Here is a 16,982-nt window from a genome sequence, read left to right as displayed (position 1 = left end):
ACAATTCCTTATGGAGTAATTGAAAAGATGTCAAATCATCCATTAACTGATAAAGGAATCGAAAGCTTCTTAGCAGATTGGGAAAAAGCACAAGGATAATTAAAATAGTGTGAGTGACTAGTGTGGGTGTGAGTTAAGGAAAAAAGAAATTGATAAAAATACTCACCCTCACACCGACACTTACACTAAATTATAAGGAGGGCAATTATGTTAAAGCAAATAGCTAATACAGTTAGAGGTTTATCGGCTGATGCAGTGCAAGCAGCAAACTCTGGTCATCCTGGGTTACCTTTAGGATGTGCAGATATAGGAGCTTTACTTTACCAAGAGGTGATGAAGCACAATCCAGCTAATCCAACTTGGGCAGACCGTGACCGTTTTGTTTTATCTGCAGGGCATGGATCAGCTTTGATTTATTCTTTATTACACATTTCTGGTTATGATTTATCCTTAGAGGATTTAAAGAACTTTAGACAATTTGGTTCTAAGACTCCAGGACATCCTGAATATGAAGATGTACCAGGTGTAGATACAACTACTGGACCTTTAGGGCAAGGTTTTGCTAATGCAGTGGGAATGGCAGTAGCAGAGCGAATGATGGCTGAAAAATACAATACCGATGAATTTTCAATCGTAGATCATTATACATATACTTTACTAGGTGATGGGTGTATGATGGAAGGTATTACTTCAGAGGCAGCATCTTTAGCAGGGCATTTAGGCTTAGGAAGATTAATTGCTATTTATGATGATAATGAAATCTCAATTGGTGGTAGTACTGACATTACTTTCACTGAGAATGTTCCAGCTAGATTTAAATCTTATGATTGGCACGTGATTGATGCTGTAGATGGACATGATATCGATGCTTTAAGAGCAGCAATTGAAGAAGGTAAGAAAGTAACAGATAAGCCAACTTTGATCGTAGCTCACACTAAGATTGCTTGCGGTGCACCTACTAAAGAAGGAACAAGTGCAGCTCATGGTGCTCCATTAGGTGATGAAGAGATTCAAGGATTAAAAGAGAATATAGGTTTACCTGCTGACCAGAAATTCTACGTGTCAGAGGAGGTAGCAGAAGCTAGAGCAAAAAGAGCTGAAGAGTTAGCAAAGCTAGAAGAAGAGTGGAAAGCTACTTTTGCTAAGTGGGCAGAAGCTAACCCAGAGTTAAAAGCAGAGTGGGATCAAGCTCAAAACTTAGAATTGCCTGCTAACTTTAAAGAAGTAATCTCTAACTTTGAGATAGAGGCTCCAATTGCTACTAGAAGTTCTTCTGGGGCTACTTTACAAAAAGTTGCTGACGAGGTACCTTACTTAGTTGGTGGTTCTGCAGATTTAGCACCATCTAATAAGACTTATTTAGATAAATATGCTGAGATACAAAAGGATAATTATAATGGTCGTAACTTCCGTTTTGGTGTAAGAGAGCATGCGATGGGTGCTATTGCAAATGGTATCTCACTACATGGTGGATTAAGACCCTTTGTTTCAACCTTCCATGTATTCTCAGATTACTTAAGACCTGCAATTAGAATGGCAGCTTTAATGAAGCAGCCAGTAGTTTATGTCTTTACTCATGATTCAATCTATGTTGGTGAAGATGGACCAACCCATCAACCAATTGAGCATACAGAAGCTTTAAGATTAATTCCTAACTTACAAGTATTTAGACCAGCTGATGAAGAAGAGGTCAAAGCAGCTTGGGTTGCAGCAATGGAAAAAACTGATGGACCTACAGTGTTAGTCTTAACTAGACAGAACTTACCTCACCTTGATAAGGTAGGAGGAATTGAGGGATTCTACAAAGGTGGATATGTGGTTAAGGATGCTGACAATGCTGATGTAACTTTAATTGCTTGCGGTAGTGAGGTTTCTTTAGCAGTAGAAACAGCAGAATTATTAGCTAAAGAAGGTAAAGAGGCTAAAATTGTTTCTGTACCTGAAAGAAGTAACTTTGCAGCTTCTGGAACAGAGTATGTTGAAGAAGTTTTAGGAGATACTGAATTAAGAGTAGCAATGGAAGTAGGGGTTGCTCAAGGTTGGTATCAATTCTTAAGACCTCAAGATATGACAATTAGCATGGAAACCTTTGGTGCTAGTGGTCCTGGTGAGCAAGTAGCTAAGCACTTTGGTTTCACAGCTGAAGATGTAGCAGAAAAAATCTTAGCTAAGTTATAAAAATAAGGTTTAGTACAATATAGTAATTCTGATAAGAATCCATATACTTTAAAGCAGAGTATTATGGATTCTTATTTTGTAGAAAAAATGATGTAATAAAAGGATATTAGGACACTTTTATCTCAGTGTACAGTGTACGGTTGACAGTTAAAGGGCTTTAAAGATTTTTATACCGAAGAAAATTATTGTTTGAACGAAGCAAAAATTGAATTAAAATTTAAAGTTAATCAAAATCTTAACTAGAGAGAGTCTAATATTAATAATAATTAAGACTGTGATTGCTGAGAGAGTTTAATTTTCTTCTAGACTTTTTGGTGACTTTTAGGGCAATGCTAAAAGTTACTCGGGAAAAAGCTGATAAGCTTTCCCGAAAAATATTTTAATGATTTTGCTTACTTTTTAAAGTATAGAGTATCTTGATATATCTATTAAGCAATAAAAATCATGTAGCTAAGGAGATGATCAGATGGAGATAACAAAAAAGAGCTTTGGTAAATTAGCAACTGGTGAAGAAGTAATCGAATATATCTTAAAGAATGAAAAATTACAGGTTAATGTACTTAACTATGGAGGGATTATTACAAAGATCTATGCTCCAGACAAAAATGGTAAGATGGAGAATGTGGTATTAGGTTATGATAATTTAGAGGACTATCTAACTAAGTCACCTTACTTTGGAGCTATTATCGGTAGACATGCTGGCAGAATAAGCAATGCAGAATTTAAGCTTAATGGAGAGGTCTATCAATTAGCTGCCAATGAAAATGAAAATAACCTACATGGTGGAACTGGTCTTGATAAGCGGATTTGGGAGGTAACAGAGCTAGAAAATGGACTAGAGCTAAGTTATTTCAGTCCTCATTTGGAAGAAGGCTTTCCAGCAGATGTAGAATTTGTAGTTAGATATTTATTAGTAGGTGATACCTTAGAAATAGAGTATCAAGCTAGACCAGATAGAGAGACTATTATTAACTTAACAAATCATAGCTATTTCAATCTATCAGGAGAGGCTAAGACTGATATTTTAAATCATGAATTGATGATAAAATCTGAGAAATTTTTAGTCTTAGATGAACAGTCAATGCCTACAGGAGAGATTAGAGAGGTAGAGGGAACTCCTTTTGATTTTAGAGAATTTAAAGAAGTAGGTCAAGAGATTGCAGCAGATTATCAACAGCTTAAATTTACAGGTGGTTATGACCATCCTTATGTTTTAGAAGAAGGAGAAAACTCTGTAACATTAAAGGATAAAGAGTCAGGAAGAGTATTAAGTGTTTCGACAGATCAACCAGTATTAGTCTTTTATGCTGGAAATCAGATAAAAAGAGAGGATCAAGGAGTATTAAATAGTGGTCAAGAAGCCAGAAAGCATTTAGCTCTCTGCTTAGAGACTCAAGATTACCCAGATGCAATTAATGTTGATAGCTTAGCGACTAAGACCTATACACCAGAGAAGATTTATACGGCAAAGAGTATTTATAGTTTTTATATTGATTAATCTTATATTATCTTTGAGTAAGTAAAAGAAACAGTAGAGATAAAGGTAGTTTATAAGTAATAATACTTAGTTAAAGAATCTATAAATCCCACTAGTTTTATAAATAAGATAAGTAAGTTTATTTTATTTTTTAGAAAAGATATTTTAAGAAAATAATCTTCATATTTGTAATTACTTGACAGGGGGTATTATATAGAGTTATAATTAATCTTAACCGGTTAGAATATAATTAATTATTATATAAATAGATAGTATTCATTATAATTTAAAATAGTTTATAAGATTAGGGGGATTAATAAATGGCTACTATGAAAGATGTTGCAAAGCTTGCAGGTGTTTCAGTTGCTACAGTTTCTGCTGTTATCAATACTGACTCAGGTGTTAATGTCAGTGATAAGTTGACCAAAAGAGTTGAACTGGCTATAAAAGAGTTAAATTATAGACCTAATAGGATAGCGAGGGCTCTTTCTAGAAAGGAGACAAATACTCTGGCTCATCTGGTTCCATCTATTGACAATAATTTCTTTTCTCAAATAGCCAAGAGTGTTGAAGATATGGCTTTTGAAAGAGGATATAGTGTTTATTTGTGTAATACAGAAAGCAAGACTGATAGAGTAGAGTTATATATGAAGAACTTATTAGAGAACAGAGTTGATGGAATTATTACTACTTTAACTTGGGAGATTACTGAAAGTGATTTTATTGAAACAATAAATTCTGAAGGTATCGCTGTAGTTGGATTGGCTGGAGGTAGAATAATAGATGAGATTGATACTGTTACAATAAATGATGTAGATGGAGGAGTTATTGCCACTAAACATCTAATTGATGCAGGACATATGCATATCGGTTTTATTGGGGTTGAAGATAGTAAGACAACTGAAGACAGGCTTATTGGTTATAAAAAGGCTTTAGAGGAATTTCAAATAGATATAAATGAAGACTATATAGAATTAGGAAGTGAATTTTCTAGGGGAGAAGGATTTAGGCTTACTGAAAAATTAATCAAGAGAAGTCCTGAATTAACGGCTATTTTTGTGTATAATGATGTAATGGGGACAGGAGTTATAGATAAGTTGAATGAGCTTAAGATGAGTATACCAGAAGATATAGCCATTATTGGTTTTGATGACAGTGTAGCTACTTATGTTAGACCGAATCTGACTACTATGGCTTTACCTAAAGAGGAGATGTCTAAACTTGCTATAGATATGTTATTTGATAGAATCAAGGGCTCTAAAGAAGCACCACAGCATAAGAGTGTGTTACCCAAGCTAGTTAAAAGGGAATCTACTTGAGCTGATTACTAGAATAGATAATAGCATTATACCGTCTGTAGTTGATAATTGGTTTTGTTATCAACCCCTTTCTATTTTTGCTGTATTTAAGCTTTTCTAACTAATTTTGTGGTAACGCTACCACAAAATTAGTTAAGAGTTTTATTAGCCTAAAAATATAATTTTAAGGTGTAATTACTAGTATAAGTGAGTTATCCCCTTTTAAATACTTTTAATCATCAATAAAATTAGTTTTATTGATTGACATTAATGAAGATTAGGTATATAATTAAGGTAACAAACATCTTCTAATCGGTTAGAAATATTTTTTTAGAGGTAATCTAAACGGTTAGAAATATTTTTTAACCTTTTTCTAAACGGTTAGAAAAGAGGCGTTATAATTTTTGGTTATTGTGAAGTAGTATCCTATAATTTTTAGAAGATAATAAAAACTACTTAGTATAAGCGGTGAATTTTGTAATTATTATAAGAAGATAAAAACTCAAATAAATTATTCTTTAAAACTATAAGCTGAAATAAGAAATGATAATTTGTTGAGATATCATAAGTTATTACATTAAATTACTGTGTTTAAGATTAAATCACCCTCTTTTGAGCTAACTGTGGAAAAAGGTACTTAAATAAGTTATAATATAATCAGAAAATATAAGTTTATAAGTCTATAATAATACCCGCAAATATTATCTAATTTATAATTAGATAATATTTTGAAATGGGTATTTTTGTTTATCGAGATTTTAATACAAAGGAGGAATATAATGTTTAAATTCAGAAGTACTATATTAATTTTAATGCTGGTTTTAGTAGTAACTCTAGTAGGTTGTAGTGGAAGTGACCAATCTGCTAATAACGAGAAGGTAGAGACATCTAAAACAGCAGAAAAGACTCAAGATAAAGCTGATAATTCTACTGGTCAAGGAGCAACAGGAGCACCTGTTAAAGTTGGCAAATATGGTGAAGCTCCAATGTTACATGCTAAAGTGGAAGCAGGTGAATTACCACCTGTAGATGAAAGATTACCAGAAGAGCCTATGGTAGTTGATCCAGAAGATGAGGTCGGTTTATATGGGGGTACTCTTCAGTTAACACAGTTTAACACTGATAGTTTAGGTATTCCTGGACAGCTTAATTCAGAGGCTCCACTTACACACAATAAAGACTTAGATCATCTAGAAACTATCGGAAACTTCGTTAAAGATTGGAAGTTTACTGATGGTGGTAAGAAATTAACTCTTTATTTACGTAAAGGGGTGAAATGGTCAGATGGAGAACCATTGACTGTTCATGATTTTGTATTCTGGTTTGAAGATGTTATGCAGAATAAGGAGATCAGTCCTATATTCCCAGCTTGGTTAGCTCCAGGTGGAGAGCCTATGAAAGTAAGTGCTTTAGATGATTATACTTTAGAGTTTAATTTCAAAATTCCTTATTATGGATTTATTGATTGGATAAATGGTTATTGGTATCGAGGTATGGACTTCTTTATACCAGCTCACTATTTAAAGCAATATCATGTTAAATATAACCCTGATGTAGTTGAAATGGCTGAGAAAGAAGGATATGGTTCATGGGTTCAATTATTTAATGAACAAAACTCAGCAATCTTTACTGATCCTAAGCCTGTTGGAAGACCAAGACTTTCTGCTTGGGTAGTAAAAGAGATAACTACCACTGGTAGAGTATATGAGCGTAACCCTTATTATTGGAAGGTTGACTCAGAAGGTAACCAATTGCCTTATATTGATAAGATCAAAACAATTATTACACCAGATGCAGAAACACGTAAGTTAAAGATACTTTCTGGAAATATCGATTATGCAAGTGCTTTCCTTTCTTTAAAGGATTATCCTACTTTCAAGGCTAATGAAGAATCTGGAGGATATGATGCTTGGATAGGAAAATCAATTTGGGCAAATAGAGTTACTCTTGGAGTTCAACATCAATATCAAGATGATCCAGTTATGGCTAAGATCTTAGCGAATAAGAAGTTCCGCCAAGCTCTTTCTATAGCAATTAATAGAGAAGAGATCAACGAATTGGTATTCTTAGGTCAGGGAACTCCTCGACAGTTAGCTTATACACCTGGTACTGTACCGGTATATAAAGAGGAATGGGCTCAATCTTATGCTCAATATGATCCAGAAACAGCTAAGCAATGGTTAGATGAGATTGGATTAAAGGATAATGATGGTGACGGATATAGAGAAAGACCTGATGGAGAGATATTAATCCTTAATCTAACAGCGAATTCCAGTAGATCTGTAGCAGTTGAAACTTCTCAATTAGCTCGTGATTATTGGGAAAATATAGGTATTAAAGTTAACCTTAAAACACTAGAAGAAGGATCTTTATGGCAACAACTAGGAAATGGTAAGAGTCAAATCTTGACTCAGTTTATGACAGGTTCTAGACCACCTTGGGATCAATATAACCCTGCTATCCAGACACATTATGAATGGGGTAACTGGTTTAATTATTATAACCCATTTGATGGAACAGTTAGAGATATTCCTGAAGGTGCAGATGCTACTAAACCACCTCAATATGCAATTGATTGGTATACTTGGGGACAAATGATTCCTCATGTTAACGAAGAAAAACAGAAAGAACTTTTAACTAAGATTGGAGATATGGTTGCTGAGCAAGTGCCATCAATTGGAACTGTTGGTATGGCTGGACACGTAGGAATCTCTAATAAAGGACTTGGTAATGTACGTAGAGTTGGAGATAACCCTTCTGTAGCAGCAACTAAGAATGCTTATGTTGAGCAATTCTACTGGAAAGATGCAGCAAGAAGAAATCAATAAGCTACAAAAAAGTTGATTAAGAAAATATAATTTCAGAAATCATATTCATTCGACATCTGTCGGATGAATGTGATTTTTAGAAAATGATAGGGAGGAGATTTCATTGTTAAACTATATAATCAGAAGATGTCTAATGGCAATTCCGTTATTGATTGCAATCTCTATTGTTACTTTTATAGTAATTAAGTTACCACCTGGAAGTTATTTAGAGACTTATATAGCAGAACAGCAAAGATTAGGTGGGGAAGTAACACAAGATAGAGTTGAGGCTATTAAGCAGCGTTATGGCTTAGGTCAACCAACTTATGTTCAATACTTTAAATGGATTAGTGGTTTTCCCCGTGGAGATTTTGGAATGTCCTTTAAAGCTCAGCAACCAGTTGCAAAGATAATTAAAGAGAGAATAGGGTTTACAATCTTACTTTCTTTAGCAACTGTTTTATTTACTTGGAGTTTAGCCGTTCCGATAGGTATTTATTCAGCAGTACGCCAATATTCTGTCTTTGACTATGTCTTTACCTTTATTGGTTTTATAGGGGTAGCAATACCTAATTTCTTATTGGCATTATTCTTAATGTTTATAGGTGTTAAATTTTTCGGAGCAGATCTTAGTGGTCTTTTTTCAATGGAATACATGGGAGAACCTTGGAGCTTCGGTAAATTTATCGATATGTTAAAGCATCTTTGGGTACCCGTTGTTGTAGTAGGAACAGGAGGTATGGCTGGACTTATCCGTATTATGAGAGGGCAGATGCTAGATGAATTACGTAAAGCTTATGTTCAAACAGCAAGAGCAAAAGGTTTATCTGAATATATTGTTATTGTAAAGCATGTGGCTAGAATAGCTATCAATCCCTTTGTTAGTACAATCGGATGGATGTTACCAGGGCTTATTTCTGGAGGAACCCTTGCTGGAATTGTATTGGGATTACCAACTCTTGGTCCAAAGCTTCTTGATGCACTTAAAACTCAGGATATGTATTTAGCAGGTACAATTATGATGCTATTGAGTTCCTTAACCATTATCGGAACTTTAATTTCAGATATTCTATTAGCGATAGTTGATCCTCGAATCCGTTATGAATAGGAGGTTGTAGTATATGGAAAATGAAAGTAATATTAAAATAAATGAAGATGTTTCAGTAGATAATACTGATCTTGAGCGTAAGAAGCCAGCTTCGCAATTTGAACTTATCTGGCGTGACTTTAAAAAGCATAAGGTTGCAATGTTTTCAATGGGATTTTTAATCTTATTGTATCTATCTGCGATATTTGCTGGCTTTCTTTCAACTTATGATCCTAATCAACGTTTTACTGAGTACACAAATGTTGCTCCACAACGAATCCATATTATAGGAGAAGATGGTTTACAAAAACCCTTTGTTTATGGGCTTAAAGGCGAGCGTGACCCATTAACTTTAGCTAAGATTTATAAAATAGATGAAAGTAAAAAACATTCAGTGAAATTTTTTACTAAAGGACATCCTTATAAATTATTAGGACTATTTAAAACTAATATTCATCTTTTAGGTGTTGATGAAGGTGCTATGTTCTTATTTGGAACTGATGGTTTAGGAAGAGATTTGTTCTCTCGTACTTTATATGGTGCTAGGATCTCCTTATCAGTTGGTTTTGTTGGGGTTGCTATTACTCTTGCTTTAGGACTTATGATTGGAGGTATATCAGGTTATTTTGGAGGGACAATTGATAATATCATACAGCGAATAATTGAATTTATAATGTCTATTCCACCAATTCCTTTCTGGTTAGCTTTATCAGCAGCACTTCCTCCAGATTGGTCGGTACTTCAAACTTATTTTGCTATTACATTAATTCTATCGATTATAGGATGGACAGGTTTGGCTCGTACAATCAGAGGACAGGTTTTTGCTCTTAAAGAAGAGGATTTTGTTAAAGCTGCTCACTCTTTTGGAGCCAAAGGAGGTACAATTATTTTTAGGCATCTATTGCCAAATTGTATGAGCTTTATTCTGGTAAATGTTACTATGGCAATACCTGCAATGATTTTAGGTGAAACAACTTTAAGTTTCCTAGGTCTTGGTCTTCGTCCACCTGCTATCAGTTGGGGAGTATTGTTGATGGATGCTCAGAATATAAGAGCTTTAGCTGACTATCCTTGGCTCTTTATACCAGCAGGCTTTATAATAGTTACAGTTTTAGCATTTAACTTTGTAGGAGATGGGGTAAGAGATGCAGCAGATCCTTATCATTAAACCTTGTGTAGAAAGTGAGGGGAGTTAGAATTATGGATAAAAAGAAGATATTAGAGGTTAAAAACCTAAGAACCTATTTTTATACCCATGAAGGTGTAGTTAAGGCCGTTGATGATGTTGATTTTGAAATCTATGAAGGTGAGACCCTAGGAGTAGTTGGAGAGAGTGGTTGTGGTAAGAGTATGACATCTAAATCAATTATGAACCTAGTTCCTAAGCCAAAGGGCAAGCTTGAACCTGGAAGTAGCATTAAGTATTATGGTTTAGATGAGGTTGTTGACATTACTTCACTTTCTCCGCGTAGTAAAGAGATGAGAAGTCTGCGTGGAAATGAGATGGCGATGATCTTCCAAGAGCCGATGACATCATTGAATCCAGTTTATACAATTGGTTCTCAAATTATAGAGGCTGTTCGTTTACATCAAGGTGTAAGCAAGGAAGAGGCTAGAGAGATAGCTATTGAAATGATTAGAAAGGTGGGGATTCCTGCTCCAGAGAAGCGGGTTGATGAATATCCCTTTGAATTAAGTGGTGGAATGCGTCAAAGAGCAATGATTGCAATGGCGTTATCTTGTAATCCGAAGTTCTTAATTGCTGATGAGCCAACTACAGCCTTAGATGTAACTGTAGAAGCTCAGATTCTTGATTTGATGCAAGACTTACAGGATGAATTTAATACTGCCATTATGTTTATTACCCATGACCTTGATGTAATTGGTGAGATTGCTGATAGGGTAATGGTTATGTATACAGGAAAGGTAGTAGAGACAGCAAGTGTAGATGAAATTTTTTATAATCCTAAGCATCCTTATACTAAGGGGTTATTGAGTTCTATACCAAAGATAGGAAATAAAGAAGAGTTAGTTCCAATCGAAGGTACTGTTCCTAATCTTACTGAGCTCCCTAAGGGGTGCTATTTTGCTCCTCGTTGTCCACACGCGATGGATATTTGTAGAGAGAAGATGCCTCCAACATTTGACATAAATGAAGAGCATTCAGTAAAATGTTGGCTTTCTGAAAAGGAAGGGGGTAGTATGAATGAAGAATAATGATATAATACTCGAAGTTGAAAATCTAAAGAAGTACTTTCCTATTAAGAAAGGTCTTTTGAAGAAGGTTGTGGGGAATGTAAAAGCAGTAGATGGTGTAAGCTTTAGTGTTAAAAGAGGAGAAACAATTGGAATAGTAGGAGAGAGTGGTTGTGGGAAATCTACAACTGGTGCCTGCCTTTTGAAATTGACTACTCCTACTGCTGGTAGTGTGAAGTATTACAAAGCTGATGGTGAAGTAATCGATATTCTAACAGCAGATGATGCTACCTTAAATGAGCTTAGAAGAGATATTCAGATGATTTTTCAGGATCCAAGTTCTTCCCTTAATCCTAGAATGTCAGTTCGTGATATAGTTGCTGAGCCTTTACGGGTCCAAAAGATTGGTACTAAAGCAGAAAGAACTGAAAGGGTAAGGCAATTATTAAGAAGAGTAGGATTAAGCGATTATCAAATGAATCGTTACCCTCATGAGTTTAGTGGTGGTCAGAAACAGAGAATTGGAATTGCTCGTGCTCTTGCACTAAATCCTAAGATTATCGTCTGTGATGAACCGGTTTCAGCTTTAGATGTTTCGGTTCAAGCTCAGGTTCTAAATTTATTATCTGATTTGCAGAAAGAGCTAGGGTTGACTTATCTATTTATAGCTCACAACTTGGGTGTAGTAGAACATATTAGTGATAGAGTTATAGTTATGTACCTTGGCAAGATTGTGGAGATTGCTAAATCAGATGATCTTTATCAAAAACCTCTTCACCCTTATACTGAGGCATTATTAGGTTCTATACCTGAGGGAGATCCTAGATCTAAGAAGAAGAGGGTTAGACTAGAAGGATCAGTACCAGACCCATCTAATCCGCCAAAGGGATGTAATTTGGCTCCTAGATGTCCATATGCTTATGATATTTGTAGAAATGAAGAACCTCCATTGAGGAAAATGGATGAAGATTCTGAACATTATGTTGCATGCCATTTTGCTAAAGAGTTGAGGTTGTACGGATATGATGACCTTATCAAGAAGATGGAAGATGATGATAAGGTGGATGATAATAAGAAAGATGAAGATAATAAATAAAAATTCTAATAAATTTTATTAAAAGTTGGAAGGTGGTTATTGATTATGAATAAAGCATTTTTAAATTTAGATGTTAAAAAAGGAAAGATTAATAAGAATATTTATGGTCACTTTGCAGAACATTTAGGAAGATGTGTTTATAAAGGAATCTGGGTTGGTGAAGATTCTGATATTCCAAATACTAGAGGGATTAGAAATGATGTAGTTGAGGCTTTAAAAAATATCGATATTCCTGTTCTTAGATGGCCAGGAGGATGCTTTGCTAGTGAATATCATTGGAAAGATGGGATTGGACCAAGAGAAGACCGTCCTAAGGTAATCAATACTTTATGGGGCGGAGTAGTAGAGAACAATCACTTTGGAACCCATGAATTCTTTGACTTATGTGATCAACTTGAAACAGAACCATATATCTGCGGTAACGTAGCTAGTGGTACTGTACAAGAGATGCAGCAATGGGTAGAATATATGACCTTTGATGGTAAATCACCTATGGCTGATTGGAGAAAAGAGAATGGAAGAGAAGAGCCTTGGGATTTAACTTATTTTGGTATCGGTAATGAGAACTGGGGATGGGGAGGATTTATGCGCCCTGAGTATTATGCTGATCTGTACCGTCGTTACCAAACCTTTGCTCGTGATTATGGTGATAATAAGCTTTATAAGATTGCTGGTGGAGCAAATATCGATGACTATAATTGGACTGAGGTTTTAATGAGAGAAGCTAAGGACTTCATGAGTGGTTTAAGCTTACACTACTATGTTCATCCAGGTGGTTGGGAGAACAAAAAGAAAGCTACAGGATATGAAGAGGATGAATGGTTTGAAACTATGCAAAAGACATTATACATGAATGAATTGATCGAGAGACATACTACAATCATGGATAAGTATGATCCTGAAAAGAAAGTAGCTTTAATTGTAGATGAGTGGGGTGGATGGTACCAAGTTGAAGAGGGAACAAACCCAGGATTCTTATATCAACAAAATACAATCCGCGATGCTTTAATCGCTGGTGTAACTTTCAATATATTCCATGATCATTGTGATCGAGTACAGATGGCGAATATTGCCCAAACAGTTAATGTACTACAAGCTATGATCTTAACTGATGAAGAGCAGATGATCTTAACTCCAACTTATCATGTCTTTGAAATGAATAAAGTTCATCAAGATGCTACTTTATTAGCTTTAGATTTAGAATGTGAAGACTATGAGTATGGTGAAGAGAAGATACCAGCAGTTAGTATAACTGCTTCTAGAGATGCTGAAGGGAATGTCAATATTACTCTTTGTAACTTAAATCCTAATAAAGATATTAAGGTTGATATTAACTTGATTGCAGCTGAACTTAATCTATCTAATGTAAGTGGAAGAGTGTTAACTGCAGATACAATAGATGCTCATAATACTTTTGAAAATCCAGAAGTAGTTAAACCTGCTGAATTTACAAATGCGAAGTTAACTGATTGTGGAGTTGAAGCTGTATTACCTTCAAAATCAGTAGTTTTATTGACATTATCTTAATTAAATAAATCAGATTAATCTGATTTGATAGATTTCTTAACCGATTAGAATAAGTTCTATAATATTTTAATAAGGTTCTAATCGGTTAGAAAACATTCCAATATTTGAAAATATATAGCAGTTTCTACAGGTTTTATATAAGTTATAAATAGATTTTAAATAATTTTGCGAATATTATGAATTTAAAAGAAATCTTTCTTAATTATTTGAGTTAGTTTTTAACTTTCAATTTGTTTCATTACAGATTAAAGACAATTAAATAAGGTATAACACTATAAACCTATAAGCCTATTATCAATATCATTAGCTCTTAAATGATTATATGAAATAGGCTTTTTTTAATAAGGGAGGTAATTTATGTGAAAAAAAGATTAAATATAGATTTATTATCCATATTACTATGTCTATTATCATTCTCTATTGCTTTTTCCATAAATGTAGAAGCTATGTCATCAGCTCCAGTAGAAACAGAAGCTGGAGGAGGATTAATAGCTCACTTTACTTTTGATGGTAATTTAGAGGATAAAACTAATAATTTCGTAGAAGGGAAAGTTACTGGAGATCGTATTGATAATAGCGGTGGCTCAATTACTTATGATGATGGAATTAAAGGTCAAGCTGCTGTATTTGATGGTCAATCAGGTCTTCGTTTAGCAGATGGATTGATTAGAGATAATAGCTATAGTGTATCTATCTGGCTAAATCCAAAGGAGATTACAGATTATACGACTACCTTTTTTGGAGCAGTACCAGCAGATGATGCATCAAGCCAATGGATTAGTCTAGTACCACAAGGACCAGCAGGACGTACAATGATCTGGTCTGGGGAGAATTGGTATGATGCAGCAACTAATCTAACAATTCCAACAGAGCAATGGACTCATGTAGCCTTCACAGTAGATAATGGTAAAATGAAGGTCTATTTAAATGGTCAAGAGCAATTTGCAGGAAAAGATTTTCCTGATCTCTTTACTAACAAAGAAGCTGTCTTTGCTTTAGGAGTTAACTATTGGGATAAACCTTTTGAAGGGATGATAGATGACTTACGTATTTATGATGAAGCTATTTCAGCAGATAAGATAGCTAAGCTTGCTGAAGGAGCAGCTGAGTTAGAAGTACCAGATGAGGTTATAGTACCAATAGATCCTAATAGTGTATCTGTCCATGATCCGATGATAATCGAAGAAGATGGTACCTACTATATCTTCGGTTCTCATTTGGGTGCAGCTAAGTCTGAGGATTTAATTAGTTGGACAGCAATAGGGAATGGTTTTACTCCAGATAATCCTATTATTCCTAATCCAACTAAAGAACTAAAAGAGGCTTTAGAATGGCCAGATCCAGAGGATGCTGTAAGTACTTGGGCTAAAAGTCCTATCAAGCTCAATGGCAAATATTATCTATATTTTAGCTCTAGTGCTTGGGGTGCAACAAGATCAGCTATCGGGTTAGCTGTTGCTGATGATATTGAAGGACCTTATAAATATGATAGGATGATAATTAAGTCCTATAATGAAGGAGAAATAAACGTAGAGGGAGTTTCTCATGATCCTAATATTCATCCAAATGCAATTGATCCTCATGTCTTCTTCGATGCTGAAGGTAAGCTATGGATGCTTTATGGATCTTATGCAGGTGGAATCTTTATGCTAGAAATGGATCCTGAAACTGGATATCCAAAATCAGATAATACTTATGGTAAGAGAATCACAGGTGGAAATCATAATCCTATGGAAGGATCTTATATTCTTTATAATCCAAAGACTGAATACTATTATCTATTCCTTTCCTTTGGTACCTTAGCTCCAGATGGTGGATATAATATCCGAGTGGCTCGTTCTAAGAATCCAGATGGACCATACTTCGATCCTCAAGGAAATGATATGGCAGATCTTATAAATGTGGATGGAAGTAATTGGGCTAATGCTGAGCCTTATGGGGCAAAAATGATTGGTAACTTTGCCTTTGTTGAGTCAAAGCTAGGTTATCTTTCTCCTGGACATAACTCAGCTTATTATGATGAAGAGACTGGCAAGATGTATGTTATCTTCCACACCCGTTACCCAGGTCAAGGTGGAATCCATCAGGTTAGAGTCCATCAAATGTTAATTAACTCTAAAGGATGGCCTGTAATTACTCCACAGAGCTATAAAGGAGAAACTGTTGCTAAATACTCTAAAGAAGAGGTAACAGGAATCTATCAATATGTAAATCATGGACACGATATCCAAGCAACCTTTGGAAATCCTGGTGGAGATATAAATCTATCAGAGAATATCAAATTGGCTGCAGATGGAACTATCTCTGGAGCAGTTGCAGGGACTTGGCAGCTGACAGGTGATTATACAGTTGATCTAACTATTGACGGTGCAACTTACCATGGAGTCTTCTTAAAGCAATGGGATAGAGGACTTAAAAAGAATGTAATGACCTTCAGTGCTTTATCTAATGAAGGTATCTCTATTTGGGGAACTGAGGCTGTAGGTGATATATCCTCTGAAGATGAAACAGCCAAAAATGATGTTAGTGAGGATATTAATGTAGATATAGAGGGTGGCTTAATAGCACACTATACATTTAATGAGAGTTTAGAAGATACAATTGGTAGCTTTGCAGCAGGTAATGTTGTTGGAAATACTATTGATGCTAAAGGTAGTGGTACAATTACTTACAGTGATGGTGTAATTGATCACGCTGCTGTATTTGATGGTAAATCAGGTATTCGTTTACCAGATGGATTGATTACTGATAATAGCTATAGTGTTTCACTCTGGTTAAATCCTAAAGAGATTAAACAGTATGTGACGACTTTCTTTGGTGCTCAAACTCAGGAGCAATGGATCAGTATTGTACCAAATGGTCCTACAGGAGATACTATGCTGTGGTCTGGAACAAAGTGGTATGATGCTGCTGCTGGTATGCAGATTGATACTGATAAATGGAGTCATGTAGCAATTACTGTAAAGAATGGTGAAGCTAAGGTTTATATAAATGGTAGCCAGGAATTCTCTGGTAGAGGTTTTCCTAAGGTCTTTAGTGGAGATGATACCAAATTTGCTTTAGCTGTTAACTGGTGGGATGCTCCATTTAAAGGTATGATCGATGATTTACGTATCTATGACAAGGCTATCTCTAAAAATACTGTTAAAGAGCTTGCTAAAGGTTTATAGAGATAATTTTTGCTAGGTGTTAATTTAGGGAGGTTATTATTAAACTATCTTTATAATAACCTCCTAAATATTTTTATTACTAAACTATCTAAAAGGAGGAGTTAATGTGAGAAAGAAAATAAATCTGATCTTGTCATTTCTATTAT

The 16,982-nt window shown here is 35.0% G+C and carries 10 protein-coding genes and 1 pseudogene; all 11 read left to right on the top strand.

All coding sequences use genetic code 11. The features are described from left to right. Positions 1-99 (top strand): annotated as a pseudogene (locus BX659_RS19760) (fructose-6-phosphate aldolase); the annotation flags it as partial. Positions 100-207: 108 nt separating this feature from the next. Then, a complete protein-coding gene (gene tkt / locus BX659_RS16490; protein WP_106231949.1) occupies positions 208-2,178 on the top strand; it encodes a transketolase in 1,971 nt (656 codons plus the stop codon). Positions 2,179-2,644: 466 nt separating this feature from the next. Continuing rightward, positions 2,645-3,676 (top strand): aldose epimerase family protein, encoded by a 1,032-nt coding sequence (locus tag BX659_RS16485; protein ID WP_097019323.1) that lies wholly within the window; start codon positions 2,645-2,647, stop codon positions 3,674-3,676. A 299-nt stretch (positions 3,677-3,975) separates the two neighbouring features. Further along, positions 3,976-4,974 carry a LacI family DNA-binding transcriptional regulator gene (locus BX659_RS16480; RefSeq protein ID WP_097019322.1) on the top strand — a complete coding sequence of 333 codons (999 nt, stop codon included), beginning with the start codon at positions 3,976-3,978 and terminating at the stop codon, positions 4,972-4,974. A 758-nt stretch (positions 4,975-5,732) separates the two neighbouring features. Next, positions 5,733-7,781, top strand: coding sequence for an ABC transporter substrate-binding protein (locus tag BX659_RS16475; protein WP_097019321.1), 2,049 nt, complete (start codon positions 5,733-5,735; stop codon positions 7,779-7,781). A 103-nt stretch (positions 7,782-7,884) separates the two neighbouring features. Beyond that, positions 7,885-8,868: an ABC transporter permease gene (locus BX659_RS16470; protein WP_097019320.1), complete on the top strand. Its 984-nt coding sequence runs from the start codon at positions 7,885-7,887 to the stop codon at positions 8,866-8,868. Between the two features lie 13 nt (positions 8,869-8,881). Then, positions 8,882-10,015, top strand: a complete 1,134-nt coding sequence (locus BX659_RS16465) for an ABC transporter permease (protein WP_097019319.1) — start codon at positions 8,882-8,884, stop codon at positions 10,013-10,015. 32 nt (positions 10,016-10,047) lie between these two features. Next, complete coding sequence (locus BX659_RS16460; protein ID WP_097019318.1) at positions 10,048-11,064, top strand: ABC transporter ATP-binding protein; 1,017 nt, start codon at positions 10,048-10,050, stop codon at positions 11,062-11,064. Then, on the top strand, positions 11,054-12,139 hold the full coding sequence (locus BX659_RS16455) for an ABC transporter ATP-binding protein (protein WP_097019317.1): 1,086 nt from the start codon (positions 11,054-11,056) through the stop codon (positions 12,137-12,139). Before BX659_RS16460 ends, BX659_RS16455 begins: the two co-directional genes overlap by 11 nt. Before the next feature lie 42 nt (positions 12,140-12,181). Then, a complete protein-coding gene (locus BX659_RS16450) occupies positions 12,182-13,666 on the top strand; it encodes an alpha-N-arabinofuranosidase (RefSeq protein ID WP_374956487.1) in 1,485 nt (494 codons plus the stop codon). A gap of 359 nt (positions 13,667-14,025) precedes the next feature. Then, positions 14,026-16,836 (top strand): LamG-like jellyroll fold domain-containing protein, encoded by a 2,811-nt coding sequence (locus tag BX659_RS16445; RefSeq protein WP_253250808.1) that lies wholly within the window; start codon positions 14,026-14,028, stop codon positions 16,834-16,836. The last annotated feature ends 146 nt before the right edge of the window (positions 16,837-16,982 follow it).

This window comes from Orenia metallireducens, assembly GCF_003001995.1.
Taxonomy (GTDB): Bacteria; Bacillota; Halanaerobiia; order Halobacteroidales; family Halobacteroidaceae; genus Orenia; species Orenia metallireducens_B.
The sequence above is the reverse complement of the archived record's forward strand: the minus strand, read 5'-3'. Positions and strand labels throughout refer to the sequence as shown.

Coding starts and splice junctions, on each gene's coding strand:
- BX659_RS16485 (WP_097019323.1), top strand. CDS start 2,645: ATGGAGATAACAAAAAAGAGCTTTGGTAAATTAGCAACTGGTGAAGAA.
- tkt (WP_106231949.1), top strand. CDS start 208: ATGTTAAAGCAAATAGCTAATACAGTTAGAGGTTTATCGGCTGATGCA.
- BX659_RS16460 (WP_097019318.1), top strand. CDS start 10,048: ATGGATAAAAAGAAGATATTAGAGGTTAAAAACCTAAGAACCTATTTT.
- BX659_RS16455 (WP_097019317.1), top strand. CDS start 11,054: ATGAAGAATAATGATATAATACTCGAAGTTGAAAATCTAAAGAAGTAC.
- BX659_RS16465 (WP_097019319.1), top strand. CDS start 8,882: ATGGAAAATGAAAGTAATATTAAAATAAATGAAGATGTTTCAGTAGAT.
- BX659_RS16480 (WP_097019322.1), top strand. CDS start 3,976: ATGGCTACTATGAAAGATGTTGCAAAGCTTGCAGGTGTTTCAGTTGCT.
- BX659_RS16475 (WP_097019321.1), top strand. CDS start 5,733: ATGTTTAAATTCAGAAGTACTATATTAATTTTAATGCTGGTTTTAGTA.